At 34.9% G+C, this 17,630-nt stretch carries 16 protein-coding genes; 6 read left to right on the top strand and 10 right to left on the bottom strand.

Annotated elements, in window-relative coordinates; translation table 11 throughout:
• Positions 1-2: 2 nt before the first annotated feature.
• From rlmN to gmk, 8 genes are all read right to left on the bottom strand, one after another.
• Complete coding sequence (gene rlmN / locus HT586_RS05545; protein WP_203546475.1) at positions 3-1,094, bottom strand: dual-specificity RNA methyltransferase RlmN; 1,092 nt, start codon at positions 1,092-1,094, stop codon at positions 3-5.
• 2 nt (positions 1,095-1,096) lie between these two features.
• On the bottom strand, positions 1,097-2,407 hold the full coding sequence (gene rsmB / locus HT586_RS05540) for a 16S rRNA (cytosine(967)-C(5))-methyltransferase RsmB (protein ID WP_096076769.1): 1,311 nt from the start codon (positions 2,405-2,407) through the stop codon (positions 1,097-1,099).
• Positions 2,397-3,335, bottom strand: a complete 939-nt coding sequence (gene fmt, locus HT586_RS05535; protein WP_203546546.1) for a methionyl-tRNA formyltransferase — start codon at positions 3,333-3,335, stop codon at positions 2,397-2,399. The genes rsmB and fmt overlap by 11 nt, the downstream gene beginning before the upstream one ends.
• Positions 3,322-3,810 carry a peptide deformylase gene (gene def / locus HT586_RS05530; protein WP_096076770.1) on the bottom strand — a complete coding sequence of 163 codons (489 nt, stop codon included), beginning with the start codon at positions 3,808-3,810 and terminating at the stop codon, positions 3,322-3,324. Before def ends, fmt begins: the two co-directional genes overlap by 14 nt.
• A gap of 233 nt (positions 3,811-4,043) precedes the next feature.
• The gene (priA, locus tag HT586_RS05525; RefSeq protein WP_203546474.1) at positions 4,044-6,422 is read right to left on the bottom strand and encodes a primosomal protein N'; all 2,379 of its coding nucleotides are present in this window, start codon (positions 6,420-6,422) and stop codon (positions 4,044-4,046) included.
• Positions 6,419-7,615 carry a bifunctional phosphopantothenoylcysteine decarboxylase/phosphopantothenate--cysteine ligase CoaBC gene (gene coaBC / locus HT586_RS05520; RefSeq protein WP_203546545.1) on the bottom strand — a complete coding sequence of 399 codons (1,197 nt, stop codon included), beginning with the start codon at positions 7,613-7,615 and terminating at the stop codon, positions 6,419-6,421. Before coaBC ends, priA begins: the two co-directional genes overlap by 4 nt.
• Positions 7,616-7,663: 48 nt before the next feature.
• Complete coding sequence (rpoZ, locus tag HT586_RS05515; protein ID WP_096076773.1) at positions 7,664-7,870, bottom strand: DNA-directed RNA polymerase subunit omega; 207 nt, start codon at positions 7,868-7,870, stop codon at positions 7,664-7,666.
• On the bottom strand, positions 7,871-8,491 hold the full coding sequence (gmk, locus tag HT586_RS05510) for a guanylate kinase (protein ID WP_096076774.1): 621 nt from the start codon (positions 8,489-8,491) through the stop codon (positions 7,871-7,873).
• 167 nt (positions 8,492-8,658) lie between these two features.
• On the opposite strand from gmk, the gene HT586_RS05505 reads away from it, so the two are divergent.
• Entirely contained in the window at positions 8,659-10,338 is a 1,680-nt protein-coding gene (locus HT586_RS05505) for an Rqc2 family fibronectin-binding protein (RefSeq protein WP_203546473.1), read from the top strand.
• 272 nt (positions 10,339-10,610) lie between these two features.
• On the opposite strand, the gene HT586_RS05500 is transcribed toward HT586_RS05505, so the two are convergent.
• Positions 10,611-12,680 carry an ATP-dependent Clp protease ATP-binding subunit gene (locus HT586_RS05500; protein WP_203546472.1) on the bottom strand — a complete coding sequence of 690 codons (2,070 nt, stop codon included), beginning with the start codon at positions 12,678-12,680 and terminating at the stop codon, positions 10,611-10,613.
• Positions 12,681-13,361: 681 nt separating this feature from the next.
• Between HT586_RS05500 and HT586_RS05495 the strand changes: the two genes are divergently transcribed.
• The 3 genes from HT586_RS05495 (at position 13,362) to HT586_RS05485 (ending at position 15,852) form a co-directional block, all read left to right on the top strand.
• Complete coding sequence (locus tag HT586_RS05495; RefSeq protein WP_203546471.1) at positions 13,362-14,093, top strand: transglycosylase family protein; 732 nt, start codon at positions 13,362-13,364, stop codon at positions 14,091-14,093.
• Positions 14,094-14,315: 222 nt separating this feature from the next.
• The gene (locus tag HT586_RS12515; RefSeq protein ID WP_269152467.1) at positions 14,316-15,056 is read left to right on the top strand and encodes a transglycosylase family protein; all 741 of its coding nucleotides are present in this window, start codon (positions 14,316-14,318) and stop codon (positions 15,054-15,056) included.
• A gap of 127 nt (positions 15,057-15,183) precedes the next feature.
• Positions 15,184-15,852, top strand: a complete 669-nt coding sequence (locus HT586_RS05485; protein WP_203546544.1) for an MIP/aquaporin family protein — start codon at positions 15,184-15,186, stop codon at positions 15,850-15,852.
• Positions 15,853-15,892: 40 nt separating this feature from the next.
• Here HT586_RS05485 and lepB read toward each other — a convergent pair whose 3' ends face one another.
• Positions 15,893-16,480, bottom strand: coding sequence for a signal peptidase I (gene lepB, locus HT586_RS05480; RefSeq protein WP_203546469.1), 588 nt, complete (start codon positions 16,478-16,480; stop codon positions 15,893-15,895).
• A gap of 188 nt (positions 16,481-16,668) precedes the next feature.
• Here lepB and HT586_RS05475 point away from each other — a divergent pair, with 188 nt between their 5' ends.
• On the top strand, positions 16,669-16,872 hold the full coding sequence (locus HT586_RS05475) for a helix-turn-helix transcriptional regulator (protein WP_096076781.1): 204 nt from the start codon (positions 16,669-16,671) through the stop codon (positions 16,870-16,872).
• Positions 16,869-17,609 (top strand): DUF3169 family protein, encoded by a 741-nt coding sequence (locus HT586_RS05470; protein ID WP_203546468.1) that lies wholly within the window; start codon positions 16,869-16,871, stop codon positions 17,607-17,609. Before HT586_RS05475 ends, HT586_RS05470 begins: the two co-directional genes overlap by 4 nt.
• The last annotated feature ends 21 nt before the right edge of the window (positions 17,610-17,630 follow it).

Here is a 17,630-nt window from a genome sequence, read left to right as displayed (position 1 = left end):
GACTACCTCGTTTCTTCTGCTCTTTCTTTCGCGCGTAATTGTCCACATGCAGCATCAATATCTGCACCATGTTCACGTCTAATTGTAGCATTTATTCCATTTCTTTTTAATTCTTTTTCAAACTTAAAGATATCTTCTTTCGGTGTACGTACGTAATCACGTTCGGGTACATGGTTAACCGGAATTAAATTCACGTGACAATTTAGATGTTTAATTAATTTGGCAAGTTCTTTCGCATGATGTACCTGATCATTAACGCCACCAAATAGACCATATTCAAAAGTGATACGGCGTCCTGTCTTATTCACATAATATTCAATTGATTCCATTAACTTTTCAAGATCATATGCACGGTTAATTGGCATTAATCGACTTCTAATATCATTATTAGGACCGTGTAAACTCAGTGCAAAGTTAATTTGTAATTCTTCATCAGCGAAATCATAGATTCTAGGAATAATGCCTGATGTCGATACAGTAATATGACGTGCTCCAATGTTAAGTCCGTCATTATGATTGATAATCTTTAAAAAGTCCATCATTTCTTCGTAGTTTTCGAATGGTTCACCAATCCCCATAATAACTACGTGACTCACACGCTCTTCTGTTAAATCCAGCGCTTGTTGCACTGCAAGTACTTGAGCAACTATTTCGCCTGCTTCTAAATTACGTTTTAAGCCACCTAACGTCGATGCACAGAAAGTACATCCGATACGGCAGCCAACTTGTGTCGTAACACAGACAGAATTACCGTAATCATGACGCATTAATACAGTTTCAATTGTATAACCGTCTTGTAACTCGAATAAGAACTTAATCGTTCCATCTTTACTTTCCTGTTTAACGACTGTTTTTAAAGTCGTCATCGTAAAGTTGCTTTCTAAAACTTCACGTAACTCTTTTGATAAATTTGTCATATCTTCAAAACTTGTTACACGTTTTACATATAACCAGTCAAAAATTTGTTTCGCTCTAAATGATTGCTGTTTGTGATCTGCCAACCAATCTTTCAACTCATCTAATTGTAACGAATAAATAGACGGTTTCTCAAAATTGGGCATAAATTTTTTATTCTTCTTTTCTAATAAAGCCATAATTATTCACTCTTCCTTCTTAACTTTGCAATAAAGAATCCGTCAGACTTTAAGTCCTGTGGTAATATTTGCAATAGTTTATGTTCACCTAATACCGGTAATTTTATCGGTTCAATCTCGAAATCCGGGTTCTGTTTTATAAATGAGTAGACTACGTTATCATTTTCCATCTGTTCTATCGTACATGTTGAGTATACTAAGAGGCCACCAGGCTTTACAACTTTACTGGCATTCGTGAGTATTTCTAATTGCATCGGCCATAATGTATCTATATCTTTAGGTGTCTTTTCATATTTAATCTCAGGTTTACGCTTAATGACACCAAATCCTGAGCAAGGTGCATCGACTAGGACTCTATCATAAATGCCTTCAAAAGGTTCGAGCGCATCATGAACTGAAGGTTCTATATTGCGTAAACTTAAACGATTAATATTATATTTAATCAAATCAATCTTATGCGGATAGACATCGTGACTGACGACGCGCCCAGTACGGTTCATCTTTTCAGCGATATGACAAGCTTTCCCTCCAGGTGCACTACACGCATCAAGGATTGTTTCTCCCTCTTCTGGATCCAACACATTTGCAACAAGCATACTTGAAGCATCCTGAACGCTTAAGAAACCATGTTTAAATAATGGATTCTGTACAATAGGTGGTCCATCAATTGCCAGACATTCTGGAATAATCTCTGACTGTTCAACAGTATAGCCTTCATCCTGTAATCGCTGAATTGCTTCTTCAATCGTAATTTTTGTCGTATTGACACGGACCGTTGTATCAGGATACGTCAGAAATTCTTCTGCCATCGCACGTGTCTTATCGTAACCGAAATGTGTATTCCAGTGTTTAATTAACCAAAGCGGTGTACTTGTTTCAATACTTAAACGCTTTAAGTCATCTTTAATCTCAGCAAAATCACGTAGTTCATTACGCTGGAAGTTACGCAAAATAGCATTCATTGTATTGGCACCACTAATTGAGCCACGTTGCTTTGTGATTTCAACCGCTTCATTAATAATCGCATGATCAGGTACTTTGTCTAAATATACCGCCTGATAAACACTCATTAATAGTAAACGACGCATCCAACCTTTAATATTTGCTTTTATAAAAGGCTCAATGTAAAACTCAAGCGTTAATTTATGTTGTAAAGTCCCATAAACAAGTTCTGTTAATAATGCTCTATCAACAGGCTCAACATAACCTTCTTTAATCGCCTCATTAATAAGTAAATTGCTATAGCCACCTTCAGTTAAAACCTGATCCAAAATTTCTAAGGCAATATATCTAACACTACGTTTATGCTCCATTAAATGTCTGCCCCACAATCGTTTGTTTTAATCCTGCGATATAACTACCTGCATTCATACGTTTTTTTCCAGCAGGCTGAACTTCAGTGAGCAACACTGCACCATCGTTCGTCGCTACTTTAATACCCTTATTATCAGCGCTTATTATTTCACCAGGTTGTCCTGAACCATCAACAATTTCAGACATCCACAGTTTCATGTTCTGACCATCGAGTTTAGCAAAACCTACCGGCCATGGACTTAACCCACGGATATGGTCATGAACTGCCTGACTTGGGCGATCAAAAGTAACAAATTCTTCTTCGCGACTAACGTTTGAAGCAAACGTTGCGGCGTCGTGATCTTGCGGTATTCTATTATTTGTTTCAGCAAATATATCCGGTAACGTTTGAAGCAATAATTTCGTACCTGCTGTACTTAATTTATCATGTAATGAACCGACCGTATCATTTTGTTCAATTGGTACAACAACTTGAGCAATCATATCACCGGCATCTAGTTTTTTTGCCATGTACATAATAGTAACACCTGCTTCTTTTTCACCATTGATAATCGCTTTATGAATCGGTGCACCCCCACGATATTTCGGTAGTAATGAAGCATGTACATTAATACAGCCAAGTCGAGGTATTTCAAGCACACGTTCAGGTAATAACTGACCATAAGCTGCTGTAATTATAAGATCTGGATTTAAGTTTTGAACATATTCATAAGCTTCATCACTTGTCATCTTTTCCGGTTGGTATACTTCGATACCAAGTTCTGTTGCCTGAACTTTTACAGGCGGTGCTGTAAGGACTCTTTTACGACCAACTGGTTTATCCGGTTGTGTGATGACATGTGTTACACCAAATGCATCGTGTACTGCTTTTAAAATAGGTGCTGAAAAGTCAGGTGTCCCCATAAAAATAATATTAGGCTTCTTCATCATACATCGCCTCCAGCTCTTCTTCAGATACGTAACGCGTTACTTTATCAGTAAACATTGTACCGTACAGGTGATCAACCTCATGTTGAATGATACGAGCGATATCATCATATGCCGTCATTTCAATTGCGTTACCCTCTAAATCATTTGCTTTTATAACAATTTCTGTTGAACGATCTACCATACCAAATACATCTGGCACTGATAAACAACCCTCGACATCACTCTCTTTATCTTCTGAGTAATAAGTAATCACTGGATTTACGAGCTGTAAAATACCATCCTGTTCCATATCAACAAGTGCGACTTTTAAATCGACACCAATTTGAGGTGCAGCAATACCTACACCATTATAATGGTATAAACTATCTTCTAAATCCTGAATCAAAGCTTTTAGACTATCGTCAAAAGCCGTTACATCTTTAACTTCTCTATGCAGTAATGCATCATTTTTATCTATTAATGGTTTAATCAATGGACTTACTCCTTTTTTATTCAATCATTCTATTTTACTTTATTTTGCGTAAGATTGCGATATATTCGTTTGAATGATAAAACTCTCTTTAACTTTGGCTAAAGAGAGTGTTTAGTGTCATTTTACTACATTTTGCGGTCGTATACAAAATGTAGGGGTGTGTGGGTTTGATTTTGTGATGCGGAAGCGGCTGTATTTTGGAAATACTACCGTTTCCGTCACAACTTTACACATCACATCATCATATATGGATTAATATCTATATGCAGCGTAAACTTATCTTTTACAAACTGCTCATGATAATAATCGTCCAGATAGTTCAGAGCTTTCAATAATTCGGGTTCCGACTTAAACTTGATCATAATCTGGAAACGGTGCTGGTTGTTAATGCGTGCAATCGGGCTCGGTGCTGGTCCTAATACGTAACTGCCCGGTGTCAAATGTTGTAATAATATTTGATGTATATGTTTACTTTCCAGTAGTACTTTCCTTAAATCCTGATGACTAAAATTCAGATACACCATATAAAAATACGGTGGATACTTCCCAAGTCTACGATACGTCATTTCTTCTTTATAAAATCCATGGTAATTATTTGCTACTGCATATTGTATGGCATAATGTTCCGGGTTGTATGTCTGAATGACGACTTCACCGCTTTTCGTGCTTCTTCCCGCACGTCCCGATACTTGTGTAAGTAATTGATACGTTTTCTCGCTTGCACGGAAATCGGGTAGGTTCAGCATCGTGTCTGCATTTAATACCCCAACGAGTGTAATATCCGGAAAGTCTAATCCTTTCGCAATCATCTGGGTGCCGAGTAATATATTCGCTTCTTTTCGTTTAAACTGCTCAAGCAGCTTTTCATGAGAACCTTTCTTCCTTGTCGTGTCATTATCCATTCGAATGACCTTTGCATCACGAAATGTTTCGTAAATTATTTCTTCGACTTTCTGAGTTCCTACACCCATCTCGCGGATATGTTCACTCCCACAGCTTGGACATACGTTTACTGGAGGTTCTTTATATCCACAATAATGACATTTCAGTTCATCGGTAAACTTATGATATGTCAGACTGATATCACAGTTTGGACACATCGGTACATGACCACAATCACGACATAACATAAATTGTGCATGTCCTCGTCGGTTTAAAAATAGTACGACCTGTTCATCCTTATCGATTTTTTCCTGAATCTTTTCTTTCAAAATTTCAGAGAACATCGATCGATTGCCGTTTGCCAGTTCATCACGCATATTTGCGACAAACATTTCAGGCATCGCCTGTTGATTCGCGCGTGTTAACATTTCTAATTTGGTATAGACGCCCTTTTCAGCTCTTGCATAACTTTCCAGAGATGGTGTCGCACTTCCTAATACGAGTGGGCACTGATGATATTTCGCACGCCATTCTGCTATCTCTCGTGCATGATATCTTGGATAATCTTCTTGTTTATATGTCGTTTCGTGTTCTTCGTCGATGATTATTATACCGACATCTTTAAATGGTGCGAAGATACTACTTCGAGCACCAACTGACACACTTGCAGTCTGGTTCTTAATTTTACGCCACTCATCATATCGTTCACCGCTTGATAGTCCCGAGTGAAGTACTGCCACTTCATCTCCAAATCGTGATTTAAAGCGGTCAACCATTTGAGGTGTCAATGCAATTTCAGGGACAAGCACAATCGCCTGCTGATTATTGTCTAATACATCACTGATCAGCTGTAAATATACTTCTGTCTTACCTGAACCTGTAACACCATGTAGTAAAAATGTCTCAGCTTTTTTATTTTCATAAGCTTCGTGGATCGCATTATACGCAGCTTGCTGTTCAGGAAGCAGTTGTTTCTTATCATCTTCAAAAAATACTTTATGTGCAAATGGATCTCGTATTTGTTCTAGTTCGACTTTTTCGAACACACCGTTCTTTATAAGTGTGTTACATACCCCTTTTGAAATACCTCGCGCTTCTAATTCTACAAATGTTATTCCTTCACGGTTCGACAACACCTCTTCACATGCTGCAAGCTGCTTATCATTTTTTGATAACGACTCATAATCAACGCCTGGAACTAACTTTACCCCAAGTAATTTTTTTACTTTATTTTTCTGTGTCACTTCAATATCTTCTACGATACTTCCGTTTTTAATAAATGGGGTAAGTCTCGGCATCATTTCTAATTCTTGTGCACGCTCTAAATATAGTTGATCATTGTTAAAATATGTTATTAAATCATGCGGTATATCAATATCATTACTGATACGTAATATTTTCTTATATTTACCTTTTAAAGCAGCTGGTAGCATAGCATCAAGTACTGCGATACGTTTCGAAACATGCGTATAGCTCATCCATTCACTCAATTCAATCAGTTCCTGTGTCAATTCCGGTACATAATCCTGTACGCTGATGATAGGTTTTAATTTATCAAACTCAGCAGTCTCACTCAATGCGATCACATACCCCTGTACTTTCCGAGGACCAAAGGGAACGACGACACGCATGCCAGGAACAATTTGTGTTTCAAGATGATCGGGTATAAGATAATCAAATAATCTGTCAACCCGTTTGCTATTCACATCAACGATTACTTTAGCAATCAATTAAATCCCTTCTTTATCACTTGTGTTAATATTTCGTGAGAAACCCCTAATTTCGGCTGTTTTTCAATTGAAGCTTCACTTCCATCTTTAAAATACATCGTTACTGCATTATCATCTGACTTGAAACCAATCGTTTTGTCACCAACGTTATTTGCTATAATGACATCTGCATTTTTCTTAACGAGTTTGCCGCGTGCATACTTTTCGACTTGTTCGGTTTCGGCTGCAAATCCGATAACACATTGATGCGTTTTATGTGTCCCGATATACATTAGAATGTCTTGTGTACGTTTAAATGTAATCGTTAAATCACCATCTTTTTTCTTCAGTTTCTGTTCATACACTTCAAGAGGCGTATAATCTGCAACTGCTGCTGCTTTGATAATAATATCAGCTTTATCCATGTTATCTTTTACTGCATTGAACATATCTTCAGCACTTTCAATTTTGATATGATTTACGCCTTGTGGCACATCCAGTGGTAAATCCGTTGAAATTAACGTGACATGAGCACCGCGTACACTTGCCGCTTCAGCTAAACTGTATCCCATTTTGCCAGAAGAACGATTTGTTAAATAACGTACTGGATCTATTTTCTCAATAGTAGGTCCAGCTGTAATCAGTACACTTTTACCTGATAAATCCTGTTCAACTTGTTTAATCTGTTGTTTTGTAGTGATAATGTTCATAATATCAATCGGTTCACTCATACGCCCCTTTGCAATATACCCACATGCAAGAAAACCTGCGCCTGGCTCAATAATTTGAACGCCTCTTTCATGTAATGTCTTTAAATTCTCTATCACAGCAGGATGATCATACATTTTAGCGTTCATCGCAGGTGCAATATATACAGGACCTGTATATGCTAAATACGTCGCAGTAAGCATATTATCACTGATACCTTGTGCCATCTTACCAATGGTTGATGCGGTAATAGGTGCGATTACCATACAGTCTGCCCAATCAGTTAGACTAATATGTTGAATTTCAGCTGGATTATGTTCTTTAAAGATATCTGTATACACAGAATTTCGACTCAATGCCTGAAATGCCAGAGGTGTTACAAATTCCAGTGCACCCTCCGTCATAATAACACGTACTTCATGACCAGCCTGTGTCAGTTTGCTCGTTAAGTCGATCGCTTTATATGCTGCAATACCACCTGTTACACCTAATATTATTTTCATGATTTCCTCCTAGTAAAAAAACTGACAAAAATTAATTTGTCAGTCTTAGTTTTAATTTGGTAATTCATTCGTAATTCTAATTTTATGCGCTGCAATTTCTTCTAAAGAACGGCCAACTGGTTTATATGAGGTATAATCATCTAATAATGCGCCTTCTGGATTATCCTGTAATTCACGTGCACGTTTAGCTGCAAGTGTTACGATTAAGTATTTAGAATTTACATTTTTCTTTAATTGATCTAACGGTGGGTTTAACATCTATTTCGCCTCCAATATCATTTTTCTAAAACGCGCTTCTATGCGTTCACGTTTTAAGTGTTCTGCTTCTACGATGGTCTGAACCTTTTGTTTCGCTTCCATTACTTCATCATTGATGACAACATAATCATATAGATTCATCATTTCTACTTCTTTACGCGCTTCATTAATGCGGTTTTGAATCACTTCCTGTGATTCAGTACCACGACCGATTAAACGCTGTTCTAAATGTTCTAAAGTAGGTGGTGCCAAAAAGATAAATAATGCTTCTGGAAACTTCTTACGTACTTGGCGTGCTCCCTGCACTTCTATTTCTAAAAATACATCCTTCCCTGCATCCATCGTATCCCTAACATATTGTACAGGTGTTCCATAATAATTACCAACATATTCTGCATATTCTATAAATGCATCTTCTTTTATCAATGCTTCGAATTCTTCTCTTGATTTAAAGAAGTAATCCACGCCATCAACTTCTCCGACGCGCTGGTTGCGTGTCGTCATAGAAATTGAATACTCAAAATCAGTTTCCGGATCATCAAATATTGCCTTACGCACTGTACCTTTACCAACACCTGATGGACCTGATAGAACAATTAATAACCCTTTTTCTTTCTCCATAATAACGACCTTTCATCTAAAAGTGATTATATTTAAATTTATCATAAAACTTAAGAAAAATACATGATAATATTAAGCTTCCATGTTTTCTATTATAATTGTGCACATATATATGATGATGAATGAATTCATGATACACTAAAGGGACGAAAAAAAGAGGTGAGCATATGGCTTTTGATGGCTTATTTACACATCAAATGATTAAAGAAATATCATTTTTAGAAACAGCACGTATTAATAAAATTACACAACCTGATGATTATACAATAGTACTCGTCATCCGTGCGAATAGAAAGAATCAGAAACTTCTTTTATCAGCACATCCTAACTTTGCACGATTACAATTAACAACCGGTAACTTTGATAACCCGTTCGAGCCACCGATGTTCTTACGCGTATTACGTAAACATATTGAAGGCGGTATCGTCTCGACCATCAATCAAATTGGAAATGACCGAATTATAGAAATCATCATCAATAACACGAATGAAATTGGTGATCGTATCGTACGACATCTCTATATAGAGATAATGGGTAAGCATAGCAATATTATTCTTACTGATGAAAATAAAAAAATTCTCGATAGCTTAAAACATTTAACACCAAATACGAACAGTGCTAGAACGTTAATGCCGGGCTTTAGCTATGAATTCCCGCCAACATTAAAAAAACATAATCCATTCGAAATTAATACAGTCAGTGATTTACTTAATCCAGAGCTGCCGATTAAAAAAGCATTACTCAACGCACTAGAGGGTTTCAGTCCGGTTGCCGTCAATGCACTGTTAGCTTCAGATAACGATATAGATGCTGCATTTAAAAACTTTATGACTGATCAGTATATCAGACCTGTTGCATTTACATTAAACGATAAAGAAGATTTCTATTATAAACCAGTACCATTTATTACAGATGTAGAATCTTTCGATAGTTTAAGTGAATTGTTAGATCACTTCTATAAAGATCGTGCAACACGTGAGCGCGTAAGAAACCAGACGAACGATCTTGCACGTCACTTAACCAGTTTACTTCAGAAAAACGAGAAGAAACTGGCAAAACTTGTTAATGAACTTGAAGAAACAAAACGAATGGATGAAATGAATTTATTCGGTGAATTAATCACAAGTAATATGTATATGCTAAAACAAGGCATGGAAGCATTTGAAACTGTGAATTATTATAACGATGAAACAGTAACAATACCTCTAAATCCAAGAAAATCCCCTGCTGAAAATGCACAATATTATTACAAGCAGTACAATCGTCTTAAAACGAGAAAACAGCATGCTATCGTTCAGATAGAAGAAACAAAAGATGAAATTGAATATATCCAGACCATTCAAATGCAACTTAATCATATTGAACTCGATGACATTGATGATATTCGTAATGAGCTGGCTGAACAAAATTTAATTAAGAAAAAGCATAAAAAGAATGATAAGAAGAAAAAGAAGACACAAGATATCGATCACTATTTATCGCGAGATAATCAAGTAATTGTAGTTGGAAGAAATAATCTGCAAAATGAATATATCACGCATAAGATGGGCAGAAATAATTATCTTTGGTTCCATACGAAAGATATTCCAGGCAGTCATGTCGTTATATTAGATGCACAACCGACTGATGGTACGATTGAAGATGCAGCCTTTTTAGCAGGACATTTCTCGAAAGCACAAGGATCATCTAAGATACCTGTGGATTACACAGAAATTCGTTATGTATATAAACCAAATGGTTCTAAACCAGGATTTGTCACATATACCGATCAATCGACAGTTGTTGTTACACCAGATGTGAAATATATTCAGCAGATGAAAGAAGATTACAGAGAAAATGAATCGTAGGGCTTTTTAGTCTTACGATTTCTTTATTATTATGTCATTACTTTGGCAAACTACAATAATAAAAGAATTTGTTATTATTGCAGTGATAAATGAAAAGGATGTTAAGAAGTAGATATCAGACAACTAAAATATTTCATTTAACCGATTAAAATAACTATTATCCAATAGGCATATTATTAAGAAAAGGCTACGTATGTACTCAGGAAATGACTGAATTCATCTCTTTAATAAAGACAAATTAAAAGTGCGGGTACATTTTGTACCCGCATTTTTTATGCTACCTTAATATCTGTTTTATCATTATTTAACGTTAAATGAACATTTTTAACTTCCGGATGTTCTAAATAGTAATCAGTTATATTATCTCTAACATGTTGCTCTACAACACGGCGTAACGGTCTCGCACCTAGTAATTCATCATAACCATTATCAATTAACCAGTTTTTCGCTTCATCTGTAATTGTCATTGTGATTTCCTTTTTAGCTAATGTTCGTTCAACATCATCTAACATAAGATCAACAATTTGAAGTAAACTTGCTTTATCTAAAGATTTAAATTCTATAATACCATTAAATCGATTTAAGAATTCAGGTCTGAAATAATCTTTAATGATTGCCATAATGTCAGTACTTTCAGTCTTCTTACTGTCCAAACTAAATCCTGCATTGCTTGTAGCAATGATAATCGTGTTTTTAAAGTTGATCACATTACCTTGACCATCAGTCAATTTTCCATCATCTAATACTTGTAATAACAATGTTAATATTTGTGGATTTGCTTTTTCAATTTCATCGAACAGAATCACTGAATAAGGATTACGGCGAACACGTTCTGTTAATGTATTTGAGTTATCATCGTATCCTACGTAACCAGCAGTAGTACCGATCATTTTAGAAACAGCTGTTAAATCACTATATTCACTCATGTCCAGACGAATTAATGCTTCTTTATTACCAAATAAATCAACAGCTAACTGTTTTGCGAGTTCTGTTTTACCTACGCCAGTGGGACCAACAAACAAGAAGCTACCGATTGGTCGGTTGCCTTCGTCAAATCCAGCACGATTTCTACGGATTGCTTTTGCCACCGCCTGTACCGCTTCATCTTGACCGATAATTTTTTCTGATAATCTATCTTTAATATTTTTCAGACGTTCAAGATCGTTACTATCCATCTGCGAAACAGGAATTCCAGTTAATCTCTCAACTGTTCCTGCTACATCATCAACTGTTAACGTATTTGTTTCGACGCTTTTCTCTAGACTATCCTTTATTGATTTAATCTCCATTTGTAGTGCATTTGCTTGTTCATAATCTTCTCTATCTACTGCTTTTAATTTTTCTTGTTCAAGCTGTTCGATTTGTTTTTCTGATTGAACAGTATCAACAACTGTATGATTAGAAGAAACATGTGCTGCAGTGATATCCAGTAAATCTATCGCTTTATCCGGTAATAATCTTTGCGGAATATACTGAATCGATAACTCAACACAAGCTTTAATCACATTATCAGGTATTTCTACTGCATGATGTTGTTCATATTTTTCTTTTATACCTTCCAATATTGCAATTGTATCCTCTGCACTTGGCTCATTCACGACAACTTCATTGAATCGACGAGATAAAGCTGGATCTTTTAAAATATTGTTACGATATTCATCTTGAGTAGTAGCACCGATAATTGTAATATCTCCTCTGCTTAATGCTGGTTTTAAAATATCAGATAAGCCTTTACTACCAGAATCAGCACCAGTTGCTCCGCTACCGATCATTTGATGAATCTCATCTAAGAATAATACGATATTATCTTGTGCTTTCACTTCATCAATTAATTTTTGAACATTTTCTTCAAAAGCACCACGATATTGTGTCCCTGCTTCAAGCGCAGAAATATCTATTGAAATTATTTCTTTATCTTTAATTGCCTGTGGTACATCTCCGTCAATAATAGCTTGAGCTAAACCTTCGACAATCGCAGTCTTACCAACCCCTGCTTCACCAACTAAGATTGGATTATTCTTTATTCTTCTACTTAATACTTCTGCTGTATTACGTATTTCTTTTGAACGTCCAATCACTGGATCTAGTTTTCCATTACGTGCTTCTTCAGTTAAATTTCTACCAATCTTTGATAAAAACTCACCCTGCACATTGTTATTTTGATCTTTTAATCGTTGTGCCTGATTATCATTAAATTGGTTATTTTGTATATGTTGAATTACTTCAGGTGTTACTTCCTGCCCATTAATATAAAATTTGCGCTTCACTTGACCTTGTCCTAATTCATTAAACATTCTATTGAACATTGCATCAAAGTTACTGTCAAAAATTCCGTTATTCATAAATAATCACTCCTATTTAGTTGTAAGTATTACTACAAAGGGTATTATGTTCCTTTGATACTCTTATTATACTAAATTAGTCAAAGAAGGTCAAACATTATTTTGACTTTCTTTGACCTTTATTTTTATTTTATTACTTTAATTATTTCTTATAAATTCTGTAGCAAAATAATCAACATTTATAACCAACAATTATAATAGAAGAAACTCAAATTAATATATGGTAATTAAACGTTCATTTTTCTTTGCAAATTATGATAAATAAATCAGAAGTATAGTATCCTTTTAAAAAATTTTTATTTGTGACCATTTTTTGACAAACATATTAGTTGCAAAATGTTTATATATATTTAATCCCTTTCATCTCCTATATTTAATCAGCATCAGTGATAATAAAAAGATTATTCTACTTTTACATAAAATGTAAGGTAATTGAATAAAATCATCTTTTTCTTACTCAAAATTTTTGAACTTAAAGAATATATATGGTCTAATATGAACCGTTACAGAAAAATAAACTTTGCATTTTAGTTTGTTTATCCCGAATAAACATTATTCTAATTAATCTGTAACTTATAAAAATATATTTTTTAATTGTTTCTACTTGTCGAAATACACATCATTATCGACAAAGAAAGACGAGAAACATTGAATTTTTAAATTACTGGAGGATTATATATTATGAAAAAAGCATTATTAACATCATCATTAGCATTAACGTTAGGCGTAACAGGATTATCAGGAGTAAATGGTTCACACGAAGCACAAGCATCAGAAACGACACAAACAGCTAAAGTGGATTTCAATGAACTGGCAAACTTAGCGAGAAACAATTCAGAAACATTAAATGAACGCCCAGTGCATGCTGGAGCTTACAATTATTCATTTAATAAAGATGGATATTCTTATAACTTTGAATCAGATGGTGTTTACTGGACATGGGAATATAAATACACTGGAGCAGCAGATACGATTGTAAATAAAACATCTACTCAACCTCAAGCTGTAAAACAATTTGATAGTGTTAAAGAACAAACACCAATTCACAAAACAACTTATCAAGCACCAGCAAAACAATTTAAACAAGTGAGTTATCAAGCACCAGTTCAACAAAAAGCACCAGTGCAACAAAGTGCTTACAAAGCACCCGTTTCACAAACATCAACATCAAACGTAAGTGTTAATACACATTTACAGTTAATTGCACAACGTGAATCAGGTGGTAATATCCGTGCGATCAACACTACTTCTGGTGCAGCAGGTAAATATCAATTCTTACAAAGTACATGGGATACAGTTGCTCCAGCTTCATGGAAAGGAAAATCACCAGCTTCAGCACCTGAATCAGTTCAAGATGCAGCAGCCGTAAAATTATATAATGAGTACGGTGCACAACACTGGGTTACAGCTTAATATTTAAATTATTACATGGGAAGAATGCTCTAAATAGCATTCTTCGCTTTTTATATTACAAAAACATTTCGACATTGTAATGAATTGTTATTTTACTGTAACGTATGTAATGATATTATGTGTTACATTATTAATGTCGAAAGAGAGATAATTATCGACAGTCAACTTTGACAATCGATAACGAAAATAACAAAACGTAAATTAATGGAGGACTTATATATTATGAAAAAAGCAATCTTAACATCATCATTAGCTTTAGCTTTAGGTACAACGTCGGTAGCATCTGCTGGTCAAGCATACGCTTCAGAAACTGAAAATACTCAAAAAGAATCTGTAGACTTCGCTCAATTAGCTGAATTAGCTAAAGCTGAATCTGCATCATTAAACGAAAAACCAGTTCATGCTGGACCATACCACTACGAATTCAGCAAAGATGGATTCTCTTATGAATTCAAATCAGATGGTATCTACTGGACTTGGGAATATAAATACACTGGTGCTGCTGATACTGTAGTTAATAAATCAGTAGAAGTTGCATCTGTAGCTGCTCCAAAAGCAGAAGTACAATCTGTTGTAAGTGCACCAGTTGCGAAAGTTGCGAAAACTGCTACTCAAACTGCTGTTAAACCAGCCGTTCAACAAACAGCTTATAAAGCTCCTGTAGCAAAACCTGCAGCAGTAAAAACTTACAAAGCACCTGTTCAACAAACAGCTACTGTATCTAACACTGGCGGAGTTAACTGGTCAGCATTAGCACAATGTGAATCTGGTGGAAATTCAAGTATCGTAGATGCTTCTGGAACTTACCACGGTTTATATCAATTTGACGTACAAACATGGCGTGCAGTTGGAGGATCTGGTGTTCCTTCACAAGCATCAGCTGCTGAGCAAACTAAACGTGCACAAATCCTTTACAGCCAACGTGGATCTCAACCATGGCCAGTATGTGGAGCTCGTTTATAATAACAAATACTATACATCCAAGAAGAATCATATATATGATTCTTCTTTTTTATTGAAATTTTACTCTTGCATATACATGTTAATTGTACTATGATTGTTCTTGTCACTATTTTTAGGAGGAAATTTTATAATGAAAAAATATTTATCTGAATTACTAGGTACATTCGTACTCGTTTTCTTTGGTACTGGAACAGCAGTTATGGCTACTTTAAATCCAGACGCTAGCGTTGGTATCTTCGGAATCGCATTCGCATTCGGTTTAACTGTTATTGCTGCAGCATATGCAATCGGCGATATTTCTGGAGGACATTTAAACCCTGCAATTTCTTTTGCAATGTTTCTAGATAAGCGTTTATCTTTTAAAGACTTCGCAATCTATTCAGTATTCCAAATTATCGGAGCGTTTATTGCGACATCATTAATCTGGGCGATCCTAAGCTCAATTACGAAAAAAGTTGATTTCATCTATGGTGCTAACGTACCAAATAACATCAATAATATGGGCGCTTTCTTAGTAGAAGTAATTCTTACTTTTGTATTTGTATTTGTCGTATTATCTGTAACAAAAACTAAATTTATCGCACCAAGTTTAGCAGTGCTTGTAATCGGTTTAACATTAACAATGGTACATTTAATCGGTATTCCATTAACAGGAACTTCAGTAAACCCAGCAAGAAGTATTGCACCAGCAATCTTTACAGGTGGAGATGCTTTATCAACATTATGGATCTTTATCGTAGCACCATTAGTAGGTGCAGCAATCGCTACATTTACACATAACTTCTTAGAATCATAAAAAATAAGCCTATTCAGTAAAGCTACTGAATAGGCTTTTTCTATTGATTTACCTTATCAAAATCTTCTTCGTAAAAGTCAGTCTCAAAATCTTTGAACGGCCAGATACGTACTGAAACTTTACCTACTACATTCTTGCTATTGATTAAACCAAGCTCAGGTTTACGGCTATCAAGGCTGATTTCACGATTATCTCCAAGCACTAAGTATTTACCTGCAGGAATAGTATCTTTACCACCTGAATGTGCTAATGTTTTCACTGAGAAATTTTCAGTAAGCATCGGGTTAACATTGATTTCACGATTTGCTTGCAAATAATTCTCTTCTACAACCTTACCATTAACATATAATAGATCATCCTTATATTCTACCTTGTCACCAGGAAGACCAACTAAACGTTTAATATAATCACTCTTATCATTCGCATGAAATACGATAACGTCTCCCCTATCAAGACCGTTTGTCCATGTTGCCATTTTGTTGATGATGACACGATCTTTATCTTCAAATGTTGAGGCCATAGAGTCACCACTTACTTGATATTGTACAAAGAAAAATGATCGGATAATAAACAATGCAATTAATGCTAATCCAATCGATATAATCCATTCTCTTAATTCTTTTTTCACTTTTTCACACTCCTGCATTTATGATACATGATTATACATTAAATTACAAAAATCTATATTATTAAATTAAATTATTAAGCAAATTAAGTTAATTTTGACTATCATATTATTTATTTTGACTAATATAGTTGTCAAAATGATAAATATACATTACACTACTTATAAAGAAAGCAGAAAGGAGTTAAGAGATGAAAAATCGACTCAAAGAACTAAGAGCACGTGATGGCTATAATCAGACGCAACTCGCTAAACTCGCTAAAGTATCCCGACAAACCATTTCTCTCATAGAGCGAGATGATTTCATGCCATCCATACTTACAGCAGTACGTATTGCTAGAATATTTGATGAGCCCGTAGAAAATGTATTTATATTTGAGGAGGAAGAGCTGTGAAAAAAGATAAAAAGTTAGGAAGAAGCTTATATCTAATATTAATCGGTGCTATTTTTGGTGGCGTTATCGGAGGCGCATTACCTTTAGTAAATGACTTTATAACTTACTTTACAGATAAATATCAAATTGATTTTATGATATATATCGTTCCATTGTTAATGATCGTCTCTGTATTATTATATTTAAAATCTAAGCACCAATATAATGCCATGTCTCAACCACAAAATAAAAGTGAAGATGAACAATATATCTATCAGCTTAATCAATATAATAAATCTTCTAAAAATATTGTAAATGCTAGTAATATTCTTATTCTGGCAATTGCTTTAGCAACCGCAGATTTTATATTGAAGCTTTCAAATCAATACTTAATTTATTATGCAATAATTGTTGTTATATTTTTATTTCTAGTACTAATATACTCAAAACATAATCGAACTGTATTATTAGCCTTTCCTTCAATCACTAATAGTGGGTTCGAATTAGATTATGAAGATAGACAAATCATGACAACGCTTATTAATAATGTAGATGAAGGTGAAAGACTTGTGATGTTACATGCACTGTCAAAGACATATATCGTTATGATATATATGTTAAGTGGATTATTATTATTGCTGGCTTTCTATCATGCTGCAAGTGGTGAAAATCAATATTTAGCAATGATTGGAATTACATCAGTGCTCATCTATTCTACTATTGCATATTACAAAAAATCAGAAGAATTTAATAAATAGACTATCAAACCCAGATGCTAA

Source organism: Macrococcoides bohemicum (genome assembly GCF_016865215.1).
In the GTDB taxonomy this organism is placed as follows: Bacteria; Bacillota; Bacilli; order Staphylococcales; family Staphylococcaceae; genus Macrococcoides; species Macrococcoides bohemicum.
The sequence above is the reverse complement of the archived record's forward strand: the minus strand, read 5'-3'. Positions and strand labels throughout refer to the sequence as shown.

Bases quoted from the DNA above. Each gene is read 5' to 3' on its own strand.
- rlmN (WP_203546475.1), bottom strand. From the start codon at position 1,094: ATGGCTTTATTAGAAAAGAAGAATAAAAAATTTATGCCCAATTTTGAG.
- rsmB (WP_096076769.1), bottom strand. From the start codon at position 2,407: ATGGAGCATAAACGTAGTGTTAGATATATTGCCTTAGAAATTTTGGAT.
- fmt (WP_203546546.1), bottom strand. From the start codon at position 3,335: ATGAAGAAGCCTAATATTATTTTTATGGGGACACCTGACTTTTCAGCA.
- rpoZ (WP_096076773.1), bottom strand. From the start codon at position 7,870: ATGTTAAACCCACCGTTAGATCAATTAAAGAAAAATGTAAATTCTAAA.
- gmk (WP_096076774.1), bottom strand. From the start codon at position 8,491: ATGGAGAAAGAAAAAGGGTTATTAATTGTTCTATCAGGTCCATCAGGT.
- HT586_RS05505 (WP_203546473.1), top strand. From the start codon at position 8,659: ATGGCTTTTGATGGCTTATTTACACATCAAATGATTAAAGAAATATCA.
- HT586_RS05500 (WP_203546472.1), bottom strand. From the start codon at position 12,680: ATGAATAACGGAATTTTTGACAGTAACTTTGATGCAATGTTCAATAGA.
- HT586_RS05495 (WP_203546471.1), top strand. From the start codon at position 13,362: ATGAAAAAAGCATTATTAACATCATCATTAGCATTAACGTTAGGCGTA.
- HT586_RS12515 (WP_269152467.1), top strand. From the start codon at position 14,316: ATGAAAAAAGCAATCTTAACATCATCATTAGCTTTAGCTTTAGGTACA.
- HT586_RS05475 (WP_096076781.1), top strand. From the start codon at position 16,669: ATGAAAAATCGACTCAAAGAACTAAGAGCACGTGATGGCTATAATCAG.